The sequence below is a fragment of the Rathayibacter sp. AC182 genome, assembly GCF_979253875.1.
The window spans coordinates 181136-199665 of record NZ_CEEDEK010000005.1; the positions used below are offsets into that span (position 1 = coordinate 181136).

Below are 18530 nucleotides of genomic sequence, written 5' to 3' on the forward strand. Positions count from 1 at the left end.
TCACAGGACGCCGCGGAAGCCGCGCCGTTCCTCGTTCGACCCCCGCACCCCCGACTCCGTCGGAACGCGGGACGTTCTCCCCGCGGAGGTCCCCTCCGCCCCCAAGACGACCCGACCGACTCCCGGCCGACGCGTGTTTCATCCGCGCGGAGGAGGAGTCGAGCGGGTACCGCACACTCGTGCGGGATCTGACGACGTCCGCTCCGGCAGGCGCTCATTAACACATAAGGAAAGAAATGCCTACTGGCACCGTTAAGTGGTTCAACTCCGAAAAGGGCTTCGGCTTCATCGCTCCCGACGACGGAGGCGCCGACGTGTTCGCGCACTTCTCCGCCATCGCGAAGCAGGGCTACCGCGAGCTCGTCGAGAACCAGCACGTCGAGTACGACGTCGAGCAGGGCCGCAAGGGCCTGCAGGCCGCGAACATCCGCGGCGTCGGCGAGTAATTCCCGACTCCTCGGGTTCGTCACGAATCCGCAGCGCCCCGTCGGCCGTGATCCTCGGATCCGGTCGGCGGGGCGTTCGTCGTTCCCCGGGGCCGTGATCCCGATCGGACCCCTCGATCGAGGGACACCAGCCTGTCCTGTGGCCCGTCGCACCCTGGGTAGGCTCGACGGAGAGGCTCCCCGTGCTCGTCGGAGCCCACGGCCCCGTGCATCCTCCGGCGCCGGCACGACGCAGGGTGGAGACCATGGGACGACTGATCTACGGACCGCAATCGCTCGAGATCGACTTCGAGGACCGGATGCTGGCGCACCTCAAGGTGGCGATGTTCACCAAGATGCGCCGCAACGAGTCGTTCAGCCTGTCGTGGGCCGAGCCCGAGTCCAGCGGCTACGGCCGCAGCTCGATCTGGATCCACCCCACCACGGCGCTGCACTTCCGCTTCTTCGGCAGCAAGCGCCCTGCGCTGAACCGCGCATGGATCGAGCAGTTCGTCTCCGAGCGCGAACAACACCGGCGAGATGCTGGTGGTACCGGAGCCGCAGGACGGCTGACCCGCCGCCGGGGTCGTCCCGCTGCCCGGGGCGTCCCGCCGCCCGGGACGTCTCAGACCACGCGCGGGCGAGCGGTGTGCACCAGCTCGTCGTGCGGCAGGCCGACCAGCCGTGCCGCGACCTCGGCGCACGCGGCATCGTCGACGGCGGCCGACTCGTACTCCTCCGGCCACAGCGGCGTGAGGGTGACGAGCTCGACGTCTCCGGTCGCGAGCTCCATGCGCTCGGGGAGCCGCGGGCTCCGGAGCCCGAGCAGCACGCCGACCGAGCCGTCCTCGCCGACCCAGGCCGGCGGGGCCGAGGCGTGCGCCAGGCGCGCGACGTCGACGCCGGTGCGGCAGCACACGCCCTGCAGGGCCGCGCGGCGAGCGGCCTCGTAGAGCAGGCGGAACTGCCAGTGGTTCCAGAGCTCCGCGGCGGGGACGCCGAGCAGGGCGGAACTCTCGAGGCACAGCTCCAGGCCCAGCTCCGTGCCGGGCCGGCTGAGGCGGTCGAAGGGGTCACTCAGACCGTCGGTGGCCAGCACGATCGAGTCGCCGCGCTCGACGCGCAGGAAGGCGCGGTGATCGGTGGGCCAGCGGGCTCCACCGCGCGTGCCCGGATCCTCCGTCGAGACGACGACCGTGCGGTCGAGCTCGCCGATGCCGCGCCAGACGTCGGCGCGGTCCTCGGCGACCGCCTCCGCGAGCGCCCGCCGCTCGTCCGGGGTCCACCGGATCTCGCGGGTGCGGTTCTGGAACAACGACATGGGACTCCCCGTCCGCGCGGGAGGTCCCCGCGCTCCCGGCACGCTACGGCGCCAGCCGGGGGTCACCTCCGAGCCACCGGGGGAGAACCTGGACGCGAGGTGCTCGTGGGTGAGAGGTCGACCCTCCTGCGGGCCTCGAAGCGACCCCGGTCGCGGATCAGCCGAGCGGATTCACGCCGTTCGTGCGCCAGCGCTCGTCCGCCAGCTGGCCAGGGGTCCCCTCGCCCTCGTGGGTGCCGAGCGGCTCGGCCTCGCGGGAGGCCTCGGCCGGGACGGATCCCAGCGAGGTGCCGCTCCCCTCGGCGGTGCTGCCCGGGGGCAGCAGGCCCTCCTCGTCCTCGGAGTCGGACACCTCGTCCTCGGGAGCGTTCTCGGTGCCGCTCTCGCCCATCGAGTCGTAGGGGTGGTCGGGGTCGCGGCTCTCGTCGGGAGTCGTGCTCTCCTCGATCTCGGCGTCGGCGGGTCGGACGTCGTCGGGGCGATCGGCGTCGGTGACGGGACCCGACGGGTCGGCACCGCTCTGGCCCTCGCCGGTCCAGCCGGAGAACTCGGGGCTCGTGTCTGCGCTCATGCGCGCCACGGTAGCACCGGGGCTGCGGGCGTCCGAGCCCTTGCGGGAGCGACGGTTCGACCGGGGGATCAGCGCCTAGGCTCGACGCAGTGCGGCGCCGGCCGCGGACGACGGGAGCACGATGCGACGACTGGGATACGAACGGTTCGGCGGACCGGACGTGCTCTCGTGGCGGGACGCACCCGTGCCGATGCCGGGTCGGGGCGAGGTGCTCGTGCGCACCCGCGCGGCGAGCATCAACGCCACCGACGAGAAGATCCTGTCGGGCGCGGCCCGCGTCATGGCCGTCGGCCGATCCAGGCCGCTCGGCTTCGGACTCGACGTCGCGGGCACCGTCGAGGCCGTCGGGCCGGGAGTGCGGACCGTCGCGGTCGGCGACCGCGTGGTCGGCATGACCCGCGACGGCGACGCGTTCGCCGACGCGTGCCTGGTGCGCAACCGCGCGCTCGTGCCCCTGCCCGACTCCCTCGACTTCGTGCAGGGCGTCACTCTCGCGATGTCCGGAGGGACGGCCGTCGGCGTCGTCGACGCTCTGCGCGTCCGCGCGGGCGAGAAAGTCCTGGTGGGCGGCGGCTCCGGTGCCATCGGGCAGCTGACCGTGCAGCTCCTGGTCCGTGCGGGCTGCGAGGTCGCCGCGACCGGGTCCGCCGCCTCGGCGGAGGTGCTGCGGAGCCTCGGCGCCGAGCCGCACGACTACCGCGCGCTCGATCTCGGCGTGCTCGCGGGCCGCTTCGACGCGGTGCTCGACGTCTCCGGGCACCTCCCGGTCGACGACGCCGCGATCCTGCTCGCGGAGGGCGGGCGCTTCGTCACCCTCGTGCCCAGCGGCCCGGCCCTCGGCGCCCAGGCGGTCGCAGTGCTGCGGCGCGACCGCCCGCCGGTGCGGAACCTGATCGTGGTGGCCACGGCCGAGCGGATCGGGCGCGCCATCGCGCTCAGCCGCCTCCGGCGACCTGGACGCCGACCCCGGCGCCGTCCATCCGCTCGAGGAGATCGTCGACGTGCTGTCCGGGCGCTCGGCCGGAACCGATCGCACGATCGGCAAGATCGTCTTCACCGCCGGCGACGCGGCTCCGCTGGACTGACCGGCTCCTGCACGCCGGGGTGCGGAACGAGCCCGGAACAGTACCGGGACTCGGGCCGTCCGACAAGCACCCCGAGCTCGCGGGCGGGCCCCGTCAGGATGGTCGCATGCCCGCATCCTCCCGTTCCTTCCCTTATCCGCTCGGCGTCTCCCTCCGCGGTGACGCCGGCGCGAACGTCGCCCTCTACACCGAGACCGCGGACAGCGTCGAGGTCTGCCTGTTCGACGAGACGGGCGCCGAGACCCGTGTCACCCTGACCGACCGCACCGGCCACGTCTTCCACGGCATCGTGCCGGGAATGCGCGTCGGCACGCGCTACGGCTTCCGCGTCGACGGCCCCTGGGACCCCGCGAACGGTCTGCGCCACAACGTGAACAAGCTCCTGCTCGACCCGCACGCCACCGCCATCGAGGGCTCCTACCGCTGGAGCGAGGACGTCTTCGGCCAGTACTACGAGGACGCCGAGCGCCGCAACGACTCCGACTCCGCCCCCTCCGTGCCGCGCTGCGTCGTCACCGACCCGGCCTCCTTCGACTGGGGCACCGACGAGGCGCCCCCGCATCCCGCTCGAGGACACCGTCGTGTACGAGGTCCACGTGAAGGGCTTCACGAAGCTGCACCCGGACGTGCCGGAGGACATCCGCGGCACCTACCGGGGCCTCGCGCACCCCGCGTCGATCAAGCACTTCACCGACCTGGGCGTCACCTCGGTCGAGCTGCTGCCCGTGCACCAGTTCGTGCAGGACTCGCACCTCGAGGAGAAGGGCCTGCGCAACTACTGGGGCTACAACTCCCTCGGCTTCTTCGCCCCGCACAACGAGTACTCGCACGCGGGCGACGACGGGGCGCAGGTCGACGAGTTCAAGGCCATGGTCAAGGCGTTCCACGAGGCCGGCCTCGAGGTGATCCTCGACGTGGTCTACAACCACACCGCCGAGGGCAACGACAAGGGCCCGACGCTGTCGTTCAAGGGCATCGACAACGGGTCCTACTACCGCCTGGTGGAGGAGGACCGCGCCAACTACTTCGACACCACGGGCACCGGCAACAGCCTCAACGTCAGCCACCCCGCCGCGCTCGGGCTCATCATGGACTCGCTGCGGTACTGGGTGACCGAGATGCACATCGACGGCTTCCGCTTCGACCTCGCGACCACGCTGACCCGTCGGACGGGCGAGGCCGAGGTGCACAGCGCGTTCCTCGACCTGATCGCGCAGGACCCGGTGCTCGCCCCCGTCAAGATGATCGCCGAGCCCTGGGACACCGCGGGCTACCAGGTGGGCGGCTTCCCCGCCGACTGGTCCGAGTGGAACGGGAAGTTCCGCGACGACGTGCGCGACTTCTGGCACGGCGCCGACTCGGTGCTCGGCACGACCGCGCAGCGCATCCTCGGCTCGCCGGACGTGTACGAGGCGGACAAGCGCTCGCCGCTCTCGAGCGTGAACTTCGTCACCGCGCACGACGGCTTCACCCTCGCCGACCTCACCGCCTACTCGCGCAAGCACAACGCGGCCAACGGCGAGGACAACAACGACGGAGAGAGCGACAACCGCTCCTCCAACAACGGCGCGGAGGGCCCGACCGAGAACGAGGCGGTCAACGAGCGCCGCGACCGCATGCGCCGCAACTTCCTGGCGACCCTGCTGCTCTCGGCCGGCGTGCCGATGATCCTGGGCGGCGACGAGATCGCCCGCACCCAGGGCGGCAACAACAACGGTACCGCCAGGACGACGAGATCTCGTGGTTCGACTGGGAGGGCGCCGACCGCGAGCTGCTCGCCTTCACCCGCGAGCTCATCGCGCTGCGCGCGGCCGAGCCGGCGCTCAAGCCCAAGTGGTTCCGCCGCGCTCCGGGCGACGGCGGCACCGACACGGTCGACATCCTCCGCTCGGACGCGCAGGGGTTCGCCGACGAGGACTGGGACAACCCGGACGCCCGCTCGATCACGTTCGTGTTCGAGCACGAGGGCAGCGCGTCGTTCGCCCTGCTGCTGAACGCGGCCGAGAACGGTGTGGAGTTCACGGTGCCGAAGGCGCCGGAGGCGAGTGGGAGCTCGCCTGCTCGAGCGACCCCGACCAGGTCGTGTCCGGAGAGGTCACGACGCTGATCGTCCGCGACGCCTCGTTCACCCTGCTGCGCTCGGCCTGATGAGCAGCGCCGGCCGGGCCTCGCGACGCCTCCGCTTCGGCGGGCGCATCGCGGGGCTCGGCACGGCCTCGGGCACCCGGCTCGTGCTGGGACTCTGGGAGCGGACGCCGTTCGGCGCGTTCTCGGACGCGATGATCGAGCGGGCCGACGGCACCGGATGCTCCTCGCTCCGACGCGCGAGGTCGCGGACTTCATCGCCTCGACGTACGAGTTCGACGAGGTCGTCGTCGCGCCGGTCGCGACGCGGCGCATCACCGGTGGTCTGACGGTGACCGCCGGCGGCCTCGACGTGGCGCTGCGACTGGGCGGGGTCACTCCGCTGGGCCGGCTGCTGCGGATCGTGCCGCGGCCGATCGCCGAGAGCCCCGCGTGGCTGACCGCGGTCTCCCCCGTCGCCTCCCTGCTCGTGCGCGGCGTCAGCACCGCCGGCAGCGCGGGCGGCGGGCGGCGCGAGTACTACGGCGTCCGCACGATCCGGAGCGTGCTCGGGGTCACCGCGTCGCCTGGACGGAGAGGACCTGGGGGGCCTCCGGCCGCTCTCGCCTCCCGTCCGCTTCGGCTTCCCGTCGGCGCCCGCCGCTCCGGCGATCGTCGACGTCACCACCACCATCGCGCTGCCGCGCGGTGGAGCACCCGCGCTCGTGCGCGACGACCGAGAAGGAAGTGCCTCGTGAAGAAGGGCGACAAGATCAGCTGGAACACCTCGCAGGGCGAGACCCACGGCGAGCTGGTGGAGAAGAAGACGAAGGAGTTCCACTTCGAGGGCCAGAAGTTCAACGCCTCGGACGACGAGCCCTACTGGATCGTGCAGAGCGACAAGACCGACGCGAAAGCCGCGCACAAGGAGTCGTCGCTGACGAAGAAGTGACGGGCGAGGCGCCGGGTCCGGCGCCTCGCCCGTCACCGTGCGCGCCGTGCACCGGTCGTCGAGGTCGGCTGCGACGAGCCACTCCGGCAGGTCGCCGCGGAACGCCTCCCGCGTGGCCGGGTCGTTGACGGCGGTCCAGTCGACGGGGTGTCCTGCACCTCGGGCTCGAACTTGTCCCACTCGAACCAGTTGATCATCTTGAGCTGCGGGAACCGCTCGGCCGTCTCGGCCGAGAGCACCTGCTGCCACCACGCCTGCTTGATCGCGAGCTCTCCGGCGGCGTCGCCGCGCGGGACGACAGGCGCGGCCGTCTCGGGGATCGCGACGGGCTTGCCGTGCTCGACCCCGTAGGTCGTGTAGAAGTCGGGCGCCGCGGTCTCGTCGCCGGCGGCCCCGTCGTACGTGCCGGTGAGCTGGGCGGCGAACTTGCCCTCCTCCGGCAGCTCGTTCTCGCCCCACGGGTACGCGGAGCCCCAGTGGTACAGCGACATGCCGACCCAGTCGACCGCGTCGTCGCCGGGGTAGTACGGCGCGTAGGGGTCGTCCTCGGAGGTCAGGACGCCGTCGGCCGTCGTGTCGAGCAGCGCGAAGCCGCTCGTCCCCGGCTGCGCGGCCGACGCCCCGCCCTCGAACGGATAGCCCTCGGCGCTGTTGGGCGCCCACATCAGGGAGGAGCCGGGTGCCCCCGCGTGGACCGCGGCGGCCACCTCTGCGGAACGTCTCGACGTACTCGGCGGGCTGCTGGCCCCACGCGTACCAGGAGCCGTTCATCTCGTGCGCGAAGCGGAGCACGACGGCACGCCCGCGTCGTTGAGATCGGCGAGGAGCGCGGCGACCTCGTCGGCGACCTCCTCGGTGACCGCGGCCAGCCCCTCCGCCGGCTCGAGGGTGAGCAGGAGCGTGCCGCCGACGGCGCGCAGCTGCTCGGCCGCCTCGCGCACCCCGGCGCGGTCGTCGCCGGCGAAGGGCACGTCGGCGAAGGCGACCGCGACCGCGGGCGGACGGCCGAGCGCCGTGCTGTAGTCGCTGAGGGTGCGGGCGTCCCAGTCGAGATTCACGCCGAGAAGGGCGCCCTGCTCGGGCACGATCGACGAGGCCGGCCGGACGACGCGGCGGCGGCCGCCTCGGGATCGCTGGAGCAGCCGGCCAGGAGGGCGACCGCGGCGGCGGCGGCGAGCGGGCGGAGTCGTCTTCGCACCGTCCCACGGTAGACCGGAGTGTGACAGCGCTTGCCCGACTCCGAGCCGGGCACCCCTCCTGTTAGGGTGTCAGCCGCCCCGGCGGACGAGCTCGTGCACCCAGGCGAGCTTCTCGGCGATCACCGGAGTGATGACGAACGGGTACAGATCGTCCTTGCCCATCGAGCGGTTGACGCTGTTGAGAGCGAGGGAGAGCCCGTGCCAGCGGCGCAGGATCTCGGGCATCTCGAGCCCGGCGACCCGCTCGGCTCCGGACGCGCTCACGCTGTCCGCGAGCGACTCCGGCACGCGGCCCTGCGGTCCGTCGACGGCCAGGCCGACCGCCGCCGTCGTCTCGAGGGCGTCGGCGATGTGCAGGTAGTGGGCGAAGGTCTCGGCGAAGTCCTCCCACGGGGTGCGTGGTCGCGTACTGCGAGATGTGATCGCGGGCCCGGTCCGCTCCGGTCGCCCCGCCGTAGTGCGCGTCGAGGGCGGCGCCGTAGTCGGTGCGCTCGTCACCGAACAGCGCGCGGAACGCGGGGAGCAGCTCGGTGCCCTCGACGAGCTCCTGCCAGTAGTAGTGCCCGATCTCGTGGCGGAAGTGGCCGAGGACCGTCCGGTACGGCTCGCCCAGACGGGCCTTGAGCGCCTCGCGGTGCGCGTCGTTCCCCTCCGACAGGTCGACGGTGACGACTCCGTCGGCGTGCCCGGTCGTGACCGAGCCGAGCTGCGCCGACGACAGCAGCCAGAAGGAGAGCCCCGAGCCGTTCTCGCGGCGGCGCACGGGCAGGTCGAGGTGGTGCAGCTGGCGGACCAGGCGCCGCTTCGCGAACTCGGCGACCGTCAGCTGGCTCAGCACGGCGGCGTCGTAGACGACCGGGCGCTCGCCGGTCAGGCGCAGGAGGCGCAGGCGCCACCCGTCCGCTCCTCCTGGAGCCAGGTGCAGCCGATCGTGCCGCGGTACCGGCAGAGCAGGCGGCCCGCGGCCCTCGACGAGCTCGTCGGTCTCGAGCGCATAGGCGAGCGCGGTGCCGCAGCGCAGGCACTCGGCGTCCTCGAACTCGACGCGGGCCTCGCAGTGGGGGCAGCCGAACACGCGCATGACTGACGGACCTTCCGGGTGGGCGGCGGCGGACGCCGCCCTCGACCCTAGTGAGCGCGCGGGGCACCCGCTCGCGGTTGCCAGCCCGGGGTGGCGGATCTCGGGACGCCCGCGGAGATCCCGCTGGTCGAGTATGCCCGCAGGGGCGGATCGAGGCCCGTGGACCACGACCGGGGACGGCCAGCCTCGCTGACGGCGGCGGATCTCGAGACGCCCGCGGCGATCCCGCTGGTCGAGCGGCCCCGCAGGGGCGGTATCGAGACCCGCGAACCACGACGGGACGACCGGTGGACCGCTGGCGGTGGGGGATCTCGGATACCCCGCTACGCGGGCTACTCGATCAGCAGTGATGGAGACGCCCGCTACGCGGGCTGCTCGATCAGCAGCGCGCCGCTACGCGATGCGGATGAGCTTCTTGTTGACGAACTCCTCGAGGGCGCTGCGGCCCATCTCGCGGCCGGTGCCCGAGCGCTTCACTCCGCCGAAGGGCAGCTCGGCGGCGTCGCCGAGGACCAGGTTGATCCAGACCATGCCGGCGTCGATCCGGTCGGCGAGACGCAGGGCCTGCTCCTGATCGGTCGTGTAGAGGTAGGAGCCGAGGCCGTGCGGGGTGTCGTTCGCCAGCGCGATCGCCTCGTCCTCGTCGTGGACGCGGTAGAGCGCGGCGACCGGGCCGAAGAACTCCTCGCGGTAGGCGTTCATCTCGGGAGTGACGTCCTCGAGCACCGCGGGCGGGAAGAAGTTGCCGGTCACCTCGCCGCTCGCGCGCACGGTCGCGCCCTGCTCGCGGGCCGTCGCGAGCTGCTGCTCGAGGCGCTCGGTCGCGGCGGAGGAGGAGAGCGGGCCGAGCAGGGTCCCCTCGGCGAACGGATCGGCGGGCTGCGCCCTGGTGAAGGCCTCGGTGAACTTCGCGGCGAACTCCTCGTAGAGGTCGTCGATCACGATGAAGCGCTTGGCGGCGTTGCAGGACGCTCGTTGTTGTCCAGGCGGGCGGCGACCGCGTCGTCGACCGCCTTGTCGAGGTCGTCGGTCGACAGCAGCACGAACGGGTCGGAGCCGCCCAGCTCGAGCACGACCTTCTTGAGGTTGCGGCCCGCGATCTCGGCGACGGCGGCTCCCGCACGCTCGGAGCCCGTGACCGACACGCCCTGCACCCGCGGGTCGGCGATGACGTCGGCGGCCTGGTCGTTGCTCGGCGTACAGGTTCACGTAGACGCCGGCAGGCGCTCCGAGCTCCCGCGCGGCGGTCGCGAAGATGTCCGCGATGGCTGCGGCCGACTCCGGGCACTGCGGCGCGTGCTTGAGCAGGATCGTGTTGCCGGCGACGATGTTCGGGCCGGCGAAACGGGCGACCTGGTAGTAGGGGAAGTTCCACGGCATGATGCCCAGCAGCACGCCCAGGCCCGCGCGGCGGACGAAGGCCGAACCGGTGCCGTCGGAGAGCTCGATGGGCTCGTCCGCGAGGAACGCCTCGCCGTTGTCGGCGTAGTAGCGGTAGATGTCGGCCGCGAAGCCGACCTCGCCCTGCGCCTGGTCGAGCGGCTTGCCCATCTCGCGCACGATGATCTCGGCCAGCGCGTCGGCGCGCTCGACGTGCAGGTCGGCCACCCGGGCGATCAGGGCGGCGCGGGTCGCGACCGGCACGGTGCGCGACCACGTGGAGTACGCGTCGTGCGCGGCCTCGATCGCCTCGATCAGCTCGGCGTCGGTGATCGACGGGTACTCGCTCAGGGTCGTCCCGGAAGCCGGGTCGATGACGGCGTAGTGGGTGCTCATGCGGGGAGTGCTCCTTCGCGGTGGGGGGCGGCGGTGACGGCGTGCTCGTCCAGGATCTCCTGCGCCGGGCGGCGCCCGACGCGGATCGCGCCGTCGACGTGCTGGTAGCCCTCGGCGGCCAGATCGCTCGACCCGAAGCGGAGGGGCCCGACCGGCTCGAGCTGGAGCGCTCCGTAGCGGGTGAGCCCGCCGAGGTCGAAGCTGGCGGCGTAGGCGCCCTGCGTCCACTCCTCGGCGGCCCAGTCGCTCTCGTAGTAGACGACCGGATCCAGTGCGGCGGGTCCGTAGTAGGCGGCGAGGGAGTCGAGGATCGCGCCTTGCGCTCGGCCTCGGGGAGCGCCAGGAGCCGGTCGGCCTTCTCGTCCGAGACGAAGCCCACGAGCGTGCCGCGCTCCTCCCCCGCGTTGGAGTTGTCGTACGCCTCGTGCACGAGGGCGTGCGGGCTGAAGGCGGTTCCCGAGAGTCCGTCCGCGCGCCAGAACGGGGTCTCGTAGGTGGCGTGCACCTTGATGACGAGGCCGAGCGGACTGGTGCTTGCAGGGCCTGCTGGCGCGAGGCGCGGGAGGGGCGGATCGAAGTCGATGCGGCCGACGAGGTTCGGCGGCACGGCGACGATCGCGTGCCGGGCGACGACGACGGTGTCGTCGGTGCGCACCTCGACGCCGTCGCCGCTCCACCGGATCGAGCGGACCGGGCGGCCGAGCAGGACGTGCTCGGCGCCCAGCCGCTCGGCGAGCCGCACCGGCACCTGCTGGAGACCGCCGAGCACGCGCTTGTCGAGGATGAAGTCGGCGTCGACGAGGTGGCTGAAGGACCCCGCGCTCGCGGCCATGAGCAGCGCCTGGAGCAGCGAGAACGAGTGGGCGGGCTTGGTGAGCATGGCGTCGGCGACGAAGAGCGCGATGTTCGCGCGCGCCTCCGCATCGTCCGGTCTGCTGCTCGAGCCAGGCGCTGAAGCTGATGCGGTCGTAGTCGGCGGCGAGCGGATGCGCCCACGGCGCGGCCGGGTCGGTCTCGGCCACGAGGCGGTCGAGCACGTCGATCAGCCGGGCGATCTCGGCCTCGGTAATCGCCGCTCCGGGGAAGATGTCGCCCGTGAAGCGGCGCGCGCGGCCGTCGGAGCCGATGTAGACGCTCTCGCCGTCGCGGTAGCGGGAGTAGGTGCCCAGACCCAGCTCGTCGAGCGTCTCGAGGAGCGCGGTCTGGTCGGGCGAGACCCACTGGCCGCCGAGCTCGAGCATCTGGCCCTCGATCTCGCGGGTCTCGAGACGGCCGCCGACGCGGTCGCGCGCCTCGAGGACGACCACGGTGCGCCCCGCCTCGTGGAGCCGCAGGGCCGCGGTGAGCCCGGTGGCGCCTGCTCCGATCACGACGACGTCGCGCTCGATTCGGGACATGACAACTCGTTCCGTCGGTGATCCCGAGCATTCGCGAGGGATTGCGGATCATTTTGCCACAGGGACGGAGGAAAAGGGTGGTGAGGCGGAGGGATCTCAGAAGCAGGGCTCCACGACGCGATCCGGAGATTCCCCGCTCGGATCTCTGCACTCAGCCTTCGTTCTGCCGGCCGAGCCGCTCGCAATCGAGGTCAGGAGCCGCGCGGACGACTCGAACGGACTCCGCGGGCCGTTCCGACCTCGGTTGCAGACAGGACGACGGCACTCCCCCGCCTAATTACATAGGCGTGCTATGTTTATCTCCGTGCCCACCCCCTCCGCCCCCGTGCGCCTCGCCTCCGCCGCCACCGCCCTCGCGCGGTACGCCGGCCGCTCGAGCGGAGCGACGGGCTCGGCGCGCAGTCCGGAGCGGTCTGGTCGACGCTCGCCGAACTGCGCACCTCGGCCTCCGCTCCGCCTCGGCGAGCTCGCCGAGCGCGTGCGGGTGACGCAGCCCACGATGACCGGGCTGATCGCCCGGCTCGACGAGGCCGGCTGGATCCGCCGCGTGCACGACGAGCGAGGCGGCCGCGCCTGGCTCATCGAGGCCACCGACGCGGGCCTCATCGCCCTCGGCGAGCACCGCCTCCGCCTCGACTCCGCCCTGGCGCCCCTGTTCGACGACCTCGACGACGACGACCGGCGCGTGCTCGAGCGCGCGGCCGCCCTCGTCGAGGAGCGCGTGCGGCGCATCTCCTGACCCCCTCCCGAAAGGACCCTCCGTGTCCACTCCCGCCCACTCCCCGCCGGCGGCTCGATCCTCCGGCAGCCGCTCGCCGTCTGGGCCGTGGCCTTCGCGGCCGTCATCGCCTTCATGGGCATCGGCCTGGTCGATCCGATCCTCCCGGCGATCGCCGAGAGCCCCGAGGCCACCCCGACCGAGACGTCGCTGCTGTTCACCAGCTACCTCGTCATCACCGGCGTCGTGATGTTCTTCACCCAGCTGGCCTCGAGCCGCATCGGCGCCAAGAAGACGCTGATGATCGGGCTCGTGCTCATCGTCGTGTTCGCCGCGCTGGCAGGCACGGCCGGCAGCGTCGAGGGCGTCATCGGCTTCCGCGCGGGCTGGGGCTTCGGCAACGCGTCTTCATCTCGACCGCGCTCTCGACCATCGTCGGAGCGGCGAGCGGAGGCAGCTCCGCCGCGATCGTGCTCTACGAGGCCGCGCTGGGCGTCGGCATCGCGATCGGCCCCCTGCTGGGCGGCCTGCTCGGCAGCGTCTCGTGGCGCGGGCCGTTCTTCGGCACCGCGGTGCTGATGGCCGTCGGCTTCATCGCGATCGCGACGCTCCTGCGCGAGGACGGACCCTGGCCGACCCCGACTCCGCTCCTGGCACCGTTCACGGCCCTGCGCGGTCCCCGCGATCCGGACGCTCGCGGGTGCCGCGCTCTTCTACAACATCGGCTTCTTCGTGCTGCTCGCCTACACGCCCTACCCGCTGGGGCTGGACGAGATGGGCCTGGGCTTCACGTTCTTCGGCTGGGGCCTGGGAGTCGCGATCACCTCGGTCTTCGCCGCTCCGCTGCTCACCGCGCGCCTGCCGCGCACCGTGGTGCTGCGCTCGGTGCTGGTGCTCCTGGCAATCGACCTCGTCGCCGGCGGACTCGCGATCTCGTCGCGCGTGGGCCTGATCGTCTGCATCATCGTCGGCGGGCTGCTGCTGGGCGTCGTCAACACCGTGCTCACCGAGTGCGTGATGGAGGCGACCGACCTGCCCCGCTCGGTCGCCTCCTCCGCCTACTCGGGCGTGCGGTTCCTCGGGCGGAGCGATCGCCCCGCCCGCCGCCTCGGCCTCGCCGCCGCGATCTCGCCCGCGTTCCCGATGTACGCCGCCGCCGGCGCCGTGCTCGTGGCCGCACACCGTGCCCTCGGCTGCCGGACCCTCGCCCGGGCGGACGCCCACGGCGCGGAGCCGGAGCTCGTCGAGGCCCAGGCGATCGCCCTCGGCGAGTAGCCGATCGAACGTCAGCCAGGAGCGGTCCTCAGCCACCATCGTGCGCGAGGACCGCTCCCGGCTGACGTTCTGCAGACCTCAGGCGCCTGTGAGCTGCGGGTAGACGGTCCCGAGGGGTGCCGTCAGCCCGGACTTACCTGGCGGCTCGTCCGTCGGCGAGGACCTCGAAGGCGCCCGACTCGAGCCCCGTCGTCGGTCTGGCCGACGACGTCGACGGGGCTCGCCTTCGGACCTTCGGCGCCCGCCGCCATCGGGGTGTCGACGTAGCCGACGTGCAGCCCCAGCACGTGCACGCCCTTGCGGAGCCAGCTCCAGGCGGATGGCAGAGTTCGTCGCCGACCACAGGGCCGCCTTCGAGGCGCTGTAGCCGCCGGCCACCGCGAACTCGTAGCTGAGGGCCGAGTGGACGTCGATGATCTGCCGCGCGCGAGGCCTCGGACAGCCGCGGCGCGAACGCCTTCGCCAGCAGCACGGGAGCGAAGAAGCTCGTCTCCATCACGTCGCGCAGCTCCTGGGTCGAGAGCGCGAGCAGGCTGTAGCTCGCCCCGCGACGCCCGCGTTGTTGACCAGCACCAGTGACGTCCGTGGCCGCCTCGACGGCCGCGGCCACCGACTCCGCGTCGTTCACGTCGAGCACGAGCGGCAGCGATGCGCTCGTCGCCCCACTCCTTCGGGCGGCGGGCGGCGGCGTAGACCTTGGCCGCGCCGCGCGCGCTGAGGGCCTGAGCGACGAACTCGGTCCGAGCCCGTCCGTTCGCTCCGGTGACGAGGACGACGGCTCCGGGTGGAGTGATGGCATGGTGGAAGCCCCGATTCCGCGGGTCGCGGTGACTGCACGACCTCTGCAGGCGGCAACATCGGAGCAAAGCGGGTTGAATTCCCGGCGCACTCGTCGAGGCGCGGAGGACGCGCCGGAGTGGAGATCCCGCGAGCGCCGACGGCATCACTCCGCCTGCTCAGCCCCATCGCCGCCGGACTCGAGGTGCTCGGCGAGCGCTGGAGCCTGCTGGTGCTGCGCGAGATCGCGTTCGGCGAGCACCGCTTCGACCGCATCCGGGCCTTCACCGGTGCGCCGCGGGACGTCCTCACCGGCGCGGCTGCGCACCCTCGAGGAGCGACGGGGTGATCGAGCGCGTCGCCTACCTCGAGCGTACAGCCGCCCCGCTTCGAGTACCGCTTCACCGAGGGCCGAGCGCGACGCCGTGCCCGCGCTGATCGCCCTCGCCTCCTGGGAGAGCGCTGGGCGCGCGGCCGTCCGCCGTGCAGCCTGCGCCTAGCACCCGCTGCGGCGCCCGCCTGGATCCCGTGCATGGGCACTGCGCCGAGTGCGGCGAGCGGATGGACGCCGACTCGGCGTCGCTGGCGGGCGACGCTCTCCGGCGGCGCGCGCGCCCTACGGCGCCACCTCGAACATCCGGGCCGCAGCGCCGCCGTCCGCGGATCCGCCGCGCACGCCCGCAGCGCGGCCGCCAGCACCCTGGGAGCGGGATGCGCGTCGCGGACGTACACGTCCACCCCGCCGGGGTGAACTGCGTGGCGAATGGGTGAGCGCTCCGCCCGCCGCCTCGTCGGCCGCGACGAACGACCAGCGGCTGCGCGCGACAGCGCTCGGCCTGACGCTGCTGGAAGCCGTCGGAATCGTCGGGATCGGGGGCGTCCAGACCGACGACGTGCCGCGCCTGAGCGCCGGCCGCGCCAGCTGACGAGACGCCTGTTCCGCCGCCGGCAGCGGCGCATGGGGGTGATCGCCACCCCCCCTCCTCCCCGCCACAGCGGCAGGCTTCGAGCTGCGGACGAACCAGGTGCCGCTCGCCAGCCCCTCGATGCGTGGCAGCGCGTGGCGCCCACGTTCGGCGCCAGGCGATCGCCTCGCCGGCTCCGCCGTTCATCACGATCTTCGACATCGCCAGCGCGAAGCCCTTGACCTGCGCACCGGTGACCGTGGCGAGCGACAGGGCGAGCGGATCCGTCACCACGTCGACCAGGACCGGCCTGTCCTCGAGCGCCTCGCGCAGCGCCTCGACGTCCTTCGGATCCTCGACCCGGATGCCGCGGATGCCGACCGGCCCGGCCACCTTCATGTAGTCGACCATCGGCACGTCGACCGCGAAGTCCGGGAACTCGTCCACCAGCATCTCGACCTTCACCAGCCCGAGCGTGGAGTTGTTGAAGACCACGATCGACCGGCGGGTACGCGGCCACCGTCACGAGCTCGCCCATCATCGAGGTCGCCGTCGCCGCCAGTGCCGAGACGACCCGGCGCCCAGTGAGCTGGCGCTCGGCCTGCGGCAGCGCGCCGGCCATGGAGCCGGCAGGAGTCGACTGCGCGCGCGCCGTTGGGAGTGATGTACCGCGCCTGCCACACGTTGCCCATGCCGGTATGCCGGCGGTGACGATCGCGTCCGTCGAGCGTCGAGGCGACGAGCTTCTCGGGGTGGATCGGTCGGCGCTTCTCGACCTCCGTGTACTTCCCGACGACCCCGCGTGACGAGCTTCTCGTGCTTCTTCAGCGTCTTCTCGAGGAACCGGTGGCCCTTGCGCTGCACGAGCGAGGTGGAGGGCGCGCAGGGTCGCGCCGCCGACGTCCCCGTGCACGGGGTGCGCGACGCTGACCCGGCGGCCGAGCTTGGACGCGTCGGTGTCGACCTGCGCGATCACGACCTCGGACGCGCCGGGCAGGAACTGCTCGTAGGGGAAGTCGGTGCCCAGCAGGATCAGCAGGTCGGCGTCGTGGATGCCCGCGCGCGCGCTCCGCTGGCCCAGGAGGCCCGTCGCGCCGACGTCGTACGGGCTGTCGTACTGGATCCACTTCCTTGCCGCGGAGGCTGTGCCCGACGGGCGCTCCGACGACTCGGCGTAGCGGCGACGACCTCGTCGTGCGCGTTCCGGCCTCCGGCGCCCGCCCGGGTGAAGATCGCGACCGTCTTCGGCGGCGTCGATGCGGCTTCGGCGAGCGCCCGCACGTCGCCCTCATCCGGCACGAGCACCGCCGGCGACGGCAGCACGAACGCGGGGAACTCCCCCGCGCCTCGAACTCGGCCACGTCGCCGGGCAGGGTGACGGCCACGCTCTCCCAGCGCGCGACCGCGCTGCGCATCGCGGCGTTCACCACGCGCGGCGCTCGGCGCGGCGGTCGACACGAGCTCGCGGTAGTTCGAGCACTCGACGAACAACCGGATCGGAATCGTCTCCTGGCAAGGCCGACGAGCCGATCTCGCCGCTGGGGATGTGGCTGGCGATGGCCAGCACCGGGGCGCCGGAGCGGTGAGCGTCGTAGAGGCCGTTGATGAGGTGCAGGCTGCCCGGTCCGCAGCTGCCCGCGCCGGGCAGAGCGGCCTGCCTGTCAGCCGGGCCTCGGCACCCGCGGCGAAGGCCGCGGCCTCCTCGTTGCGCACGTGGATCCAGTCGATGCCCTCCTTCCGCCGAGCCGCCGCTTCTGCGCACGGCGTCGGCGATCGGATTGGTGGAGTCCCCGACGATGCCGTAGATCCGGGAGACCCCGGCGTCGATGAGCTGGGCGATGAGCTGGTCCGCGACCGTCTTCTGAGCCATGCCCCCATTCGACTCCCCCTGCCTGGACGTCGCCTCCCGCATCCCCCCGCAGTCGGAGTCGCCCGAGCCCTAGGTTGGGGGGAGTCCGCTGTCCCGCGGGCGACGACGCGCCCCGCAGAACCAGGAGTCCTCCATGAACCGCCGCCGTTCCTCCCTCGTCCTGGTCGCGGCAGCGGCCCTCGCGCTCGGCCCGGGCGGCTGCTCGAGCTGAACAGCCTCGCCGGCGGCGGGGCCCGCGACGAGGAGTCGGGGGAGACCACCGAGGGCGGCACCACCGACGTCTTCCAGCCGCGCGTCGGCGAGGGCCTGGAACGCGACGAGCTGATCGGAGGAGGCGACGGAGGTCACCGACGTGCCCACCGTGCCGTGCACCGACCCGCACAGCTACGAGGTCTTCCAGAACACCACGATGGCCGAGGCCGACGAGTACCCGGGCGAGGACGCGACCACGCAGCAGGCCGAGGACGGCTGCCCTGCGCCGCCTAGGACGCCTTCGTCGGGCTGACCTGCCGGGAGTCCGAAGTACGATCTTCAGCTACTACTACCCCACCTCCGAGAGCTGGGGCAGCGGAGACAGGACGATCAACTGCCTGATCACCGACCCCGAGGGGCTCACGACGGGCAGCCTCGCGGAGCGTCGCGGCCTGATCCGCGCGCAGAACGTCGGCTGACGAGGGGGTCTCCCGGCTGTCAGCGGAGGGACCCTCTCGGGCGACGCGTTCTGCGGCACGGATGCCGGGCCGGGCCGCGGGAAGGCCCGGAGCAGCGCTCCCGAGACGATCCAGATCGACGCCATCCTCAGATCACGAGCCAGCCCGCGCCGAGGCCGGAGGCCGCGCCCGCCAGGGCCGCCCCCACCGCGGCGGCGGCCGCCCGGAGCCCCGCGCCGATCGCGAACACCTGCGAACGCACGGCCGCCGGGCTCTCCCGCAGATCGCGCAGCAGCAGCATCGCCGCGTTGGCCGGTGCCGTGAGGGCGCCGGCGACCGCGAGCGCGACGATCACGACGACGATGCCCAGATCCGGTGCGGCGAGCAGCAGCGCGGCGCCGGTCGCGGCGAATCCCGCCCCCATCACCCACGACGGCGGTCGCCGCGTCCAGCGGCGAGGCGGC

At 72.6% G+C, this 18530-nt stretch carries 21 protein-coding genes and 7 pseudogenes; 11 read left to right on the forward strand and 17 right to left on the reverse strand.

The features are described 5' to 3' along the window. Positions 1–236: 236 nt before the first annotated feature. Positions 237–446 (forward strand): cold-shock protein, encoded by a 210-nt coding sequence (locus tag AC0CII_RS11065; protein WP_465229446.1) that lies wholly within the window; start codon positions 237–239, stop codon positions 444–446. A gap of 299 nt (positions 447–745) precedes the next feature. Beyond that, positions 746–892: pseudogene (locus AC0CII_RS11070) on the forward strand (DUF7882 family protein); the annotation flags it as partial. Between the two features lie 158 nt (positions 893–1050). On the opposite strand, the gene AC0CII_RS11075 reads toward AC0CII_RS11070, so the two are convergent. Further along, positions 1051–1746 (reverse strand): hypothetical protein, encoded by a 696-nt coding sequence (locus AC0CII_RS11075; protein ID WP_465231093.1) that lies wholly within the window; start codon positions 1744–1746, stop codon positions 1051–1053. A gap of 157 nt (positions 1747–1903) precedes the next feature. After that, positions 1904–2317, reverse strand: coding sequence for a hypothetical protein (locus tag AC0CII_RS11080; protein ID WP_465227713.1), 414 nt, complete (start codon positions 2315–2317; stop codon positions 1904–1906). A 190-nt stretch (positions 2318–2507) separates the two neighbouring features. Between AC0CII_RS11080 and AC0CII_RS11085 the strand changes: the two genes are divergently transcribed. The 4 genes and pseudogenes from AC0CII_RS11085 (at position 2508) to AC0CII_RS11100 (ending at position 6418) form a co-directional block, all read left to right on the forward strand. Continuing rightward, a complete protein-coding gene (locus AC0CII_RS11085; RefSeq protein ID WP_465230875.1) occupies positions 2508–3659 on the forward strand; it encodes a quinone oxidoreductase family protein in 1152 nt (383 codons plus the stop codon). Further along, a pseudogene (locus AC0CII_RS11090) lies at positions 3599–3742 on the forward strand (hypothetical protein); the annotation flags it as partial. The gene AC0CII_RS11085 and the pseudogene AC0CII_RS11090, both read left to right, overlap by 61 nt. A 241-nt stretch (positions 3743–3983) precedes the next feature. Next, entirely contained in the window at positions 3984–5396 is a 1413-nt protein-coding gene (locus AC0CII_RS11095; protein ID WP_465229447.1) for a glycogen debranching protein, read from the forward strand. Positions 5397–5707: 311 nt separating this feature from the next. Next, the gene (locus tag AC0CII_RS11100) at positions 5708–6418 is read left to right on the forward strand and encodes a hypervirulence associated TUDOR domain-containing protein (RefSeq protein WP_465229448.1); all 711 of its coding nucleotides are present in this window, start codon (positions 5708–5710) and stop codon (positions 6416–6418) included. Positions 6419–6450: 32 nt separating this feature from the next. On the opposite strand, the gene AC0CII_RS11105 is transcribed toward AC0CII_RS11100, so the two are convergent. The 8 genes and pseudogenes from AC0CII_RS11105 to AC0CII_RS11140 all read right to left on the reverse strand — a co-directional run. Next, positions 6451–7125 (reverse strand): hypothetical protein, encoded by a 675-nt coding sequence (locus tag AC0CII_RS11105; RefSeq protein WP_465229449.1) that lies wholly within the window; start codon positions 7123–7125, stop codon positions 6451–6453. Between the two features lie 60 nt (positions 7126–7185). Next, positions 7186–7503 (reverse strand): hypothetical protein, encoded by a 318-nt coding sequence (locus AC0CII_RS11110; RefSeq protein WP_465229450.1) that lies wholly within the window; start codon positions 7501–7503, stop codon positions 7186–7188. Next, a complete protein-coding gene (locus AC0CII_RS11115) occupies positions 7473–7670 on the reverse strand; it encodes a hypothetical protein (RefSeq protein ID WP_465229451.1) in 198 nt (65 codons plus the stop codon). The genes AC0CII_RS11110 and AC0CII_RS11115 overlap by 31 nt, the downstream gene beginning before the upstream one ends. Positions 7671–7686: 16 nt before the next feature. Then, on the reverse strand, positions 7687–8115 hold the full coding sequence (locus AC0CII_RS11120) for a putative zinc-binding metallopeptidase (protein ID WP_465230876.1): 429 nt from the start codon (positions 8113–8115) through the stop codon (positions 7687–7689). Continuing rightward, positions 8018–8698: pseudogene (locus AC0CII_RS11125) on the reverse strand (putative zinc-binding metallopeptidase); the annotation flags it as partial. The pseudogene AC0CII_RS11125 and the gene AC0CII_RS11120, both read right to left, overlap by 98 nt. A 393-nt stretch (positions 8699–9091) precedes the next feature. Next, a pseudogene (locus AC0CII_RS11130) lies at positions 9092–10474 on the reverse strand (NAD-dependent succinate-semialdehyde dehydrogenase). Next, positions 10471–11354 (reverse strand): annotated as a pseudogene (locus tag AC0CII_RS11135) (flavin monoamine oxidase family protein). Before AC0CII_RS11135 ends, AC0CII_RS11130 begins: the two co-directional pseudogenes overlap by 4 nt. 34 nt (positions 11355–11388) lie before the next feature. Continuing rightward, positions 11389–11871: pseudogene (locus AC0CII_RS11140) on the reverse strand (flavin monoamine oxidase family protein); the annotation flags it as partial. 292 nt (positions 11872–12163) lie between these two features. Between AC0CII_RS11140 and AC0CII_RS11145 the strand changes: the two are divergent. The 3 genes from AC0CII_RS11145 to AC0CII_RS11155 all read left to right on the forward strand — a co-directional run bounded on the left by AC0CII_RS11145 (position 12164) and on the right by AC0CII_RS11155 (position 13929). Next, positions 12164–12610 carry a MarR family winged helix-turn-helix transcriptional regulator gene (locus AC0CII_RS11145; protein WP_465229452.1) on the forward strand — a complete coding sequence of 149 codons (447 nt, stop codon included), beginning with the start codon at positions 12164–12166 and terminating at the stop codon, positions 12608–12610. 87 nt (positions 12611–12697) lie between these two features. Continuing rightward, positions 12698–13168 carry an MFS transporter gene (locus AC0CII_RS11150; protein WP_465229453.1) on the forward strand — a complete coding sequence of 157 codons (471 nt, stop codon included), beginning with the start codon at positions 12698–12700 and terminating at the stop codon, positions 13166–13168. Continuing rightward, positions 13060–13929, forward strand: coding sequence for an MFS transporter (locus AC0CII_RS11155; RefSeq protein ID WP_465229454.1), 870 nt, complete (start codon positions 13060–13062; stop codon positions 13927–13929). The genes AC0CII_RS11150 and AC0CII_RS11155 overlap by 109 nt, the downstream gene beginning before the upstream one ends. A 68-nt stretch (positions 13930–13997) precedes the next feature. Here the strand turns inward: AC0CII_RS11155 and AC0CII_RS11160 are convergent, their stop codons facing one another. Continuing rightward, on the reverse strand, positions 13998–14501 hold the full coding sequence (locus AC0CII_RS11160) for a hypothetical protein (protein WP_465229455.1): 504 nt from the start codon (positions 14499–14501) through the stop codon (positions 13998–14000). A 279-nt stretch (positions 14502–14780) separates the two neighbouring features. Here AC0CII_RS11160 and AC0CII_RS11165 point away from each other — a divergent pair, with 279 nt between their 5' ends. Further along, the gene (locus AC0CII_RS11165) at positions 14781–14990 is read left to right on the forward strand and encodes a winged helix-turn-helix transcriptional regulator (RefSeq protein WP_465229456.1); all 210 of its coding nucleotides are present in this window, start codon (positions 14781–14783) and stop codon (positions 14988–14990) included. Between the two features lie 52 nt (positions 14991–15042). Here AC0CII_RS11165 and AC0CII_RS11170 read toward each other — a convergent pair whose 3' ends face one another. The 5 genes and pseudogenes from AC0CII_RS11170 to AC0CII_RS11190 form a co-directional block, all read right to left on the reverse strand. Then, positions 15043–16041 carry a thiamine pyrophosphate-dependent enzyme gene (locus AC0CII_RS11170; protein WP_465229457.1) on the reverse strand — a complete coding sequence of 333 codons (999 nt, stop codon included), beginning with the start codon at positions 16039–16041 and terminating at the stop codon, positions 15043–15045. Positions 16042–16083: 42 nt separating this feature from the next. After that, complete coding sequence (locus AC0CII_RS11175) at positions 16084–16410, reverse strand: hypothetical protein (protein ID WP_465229458.1); 327 nt, start codon at positions 16408–16410, stop codon at positions 16084–16086. A 70-nt stretch (positions 16411–16480) separates the two neighbouring features. Then, positions 16481–16804: pseudogene (locus AC0CII_RS11180) on the reverse strand (hypothetical protein); the annotation flags it as partial. Between the two features lie 165 nt (positions 16805–16969). Then, a complete protein-coding gene (locus AC0CII_RS11185; protein WP_465229459.1) occupies positions 16970–17416 on the reverse strand; it encodes a thiamine pyrophosphate-binding protein in 447 nt (148 codons plus the stop codon). A gap of 69 nt (positions 17417–17485) precedes the next feature. After that, a complete protein-coding gene (locus AC0CII_RS11190; RefSeq protein ID WP_465229460.1) occupies positions 17486–17764 on the reverse strand; it encodes a hypothetical protein in 279 nt (92 codons plus the stop codon). A gap of 4 nt (positions 17765–17768) precedes the next feature. On the opposite strand from AC0CII_RS11190, the gene AC0CII_RS11195 reads away from it, so the two are divergent. After that, positions 17769–17921: a hypothetical protein gene (locus tag AC0CII_RS11195; RefSeq protein WP_465229461.1), complete on the forward strand. Its 153-nt coding sequence runs from the start codon at positions 17769–17771 to the stop codon at positions 17919–17921. 293 nt (positions 17922–18214) lie between these two features. Here the strand turns inward: AC0CII_RS11195 and AC0CII_RS11200 are convergent, their stop codons facing one another. After that, a complete protein-coding gene (locus tag AC0CII_RS11200; RefSeq protein ID WP_465229462.1) occupies positions 18215–18493 on the reverse strand; it encodes a hypothetical protein in 279 nt (92 codons plus the stop codon). Positions 18494–18530 lie beyond the last annotated feature (37 nt).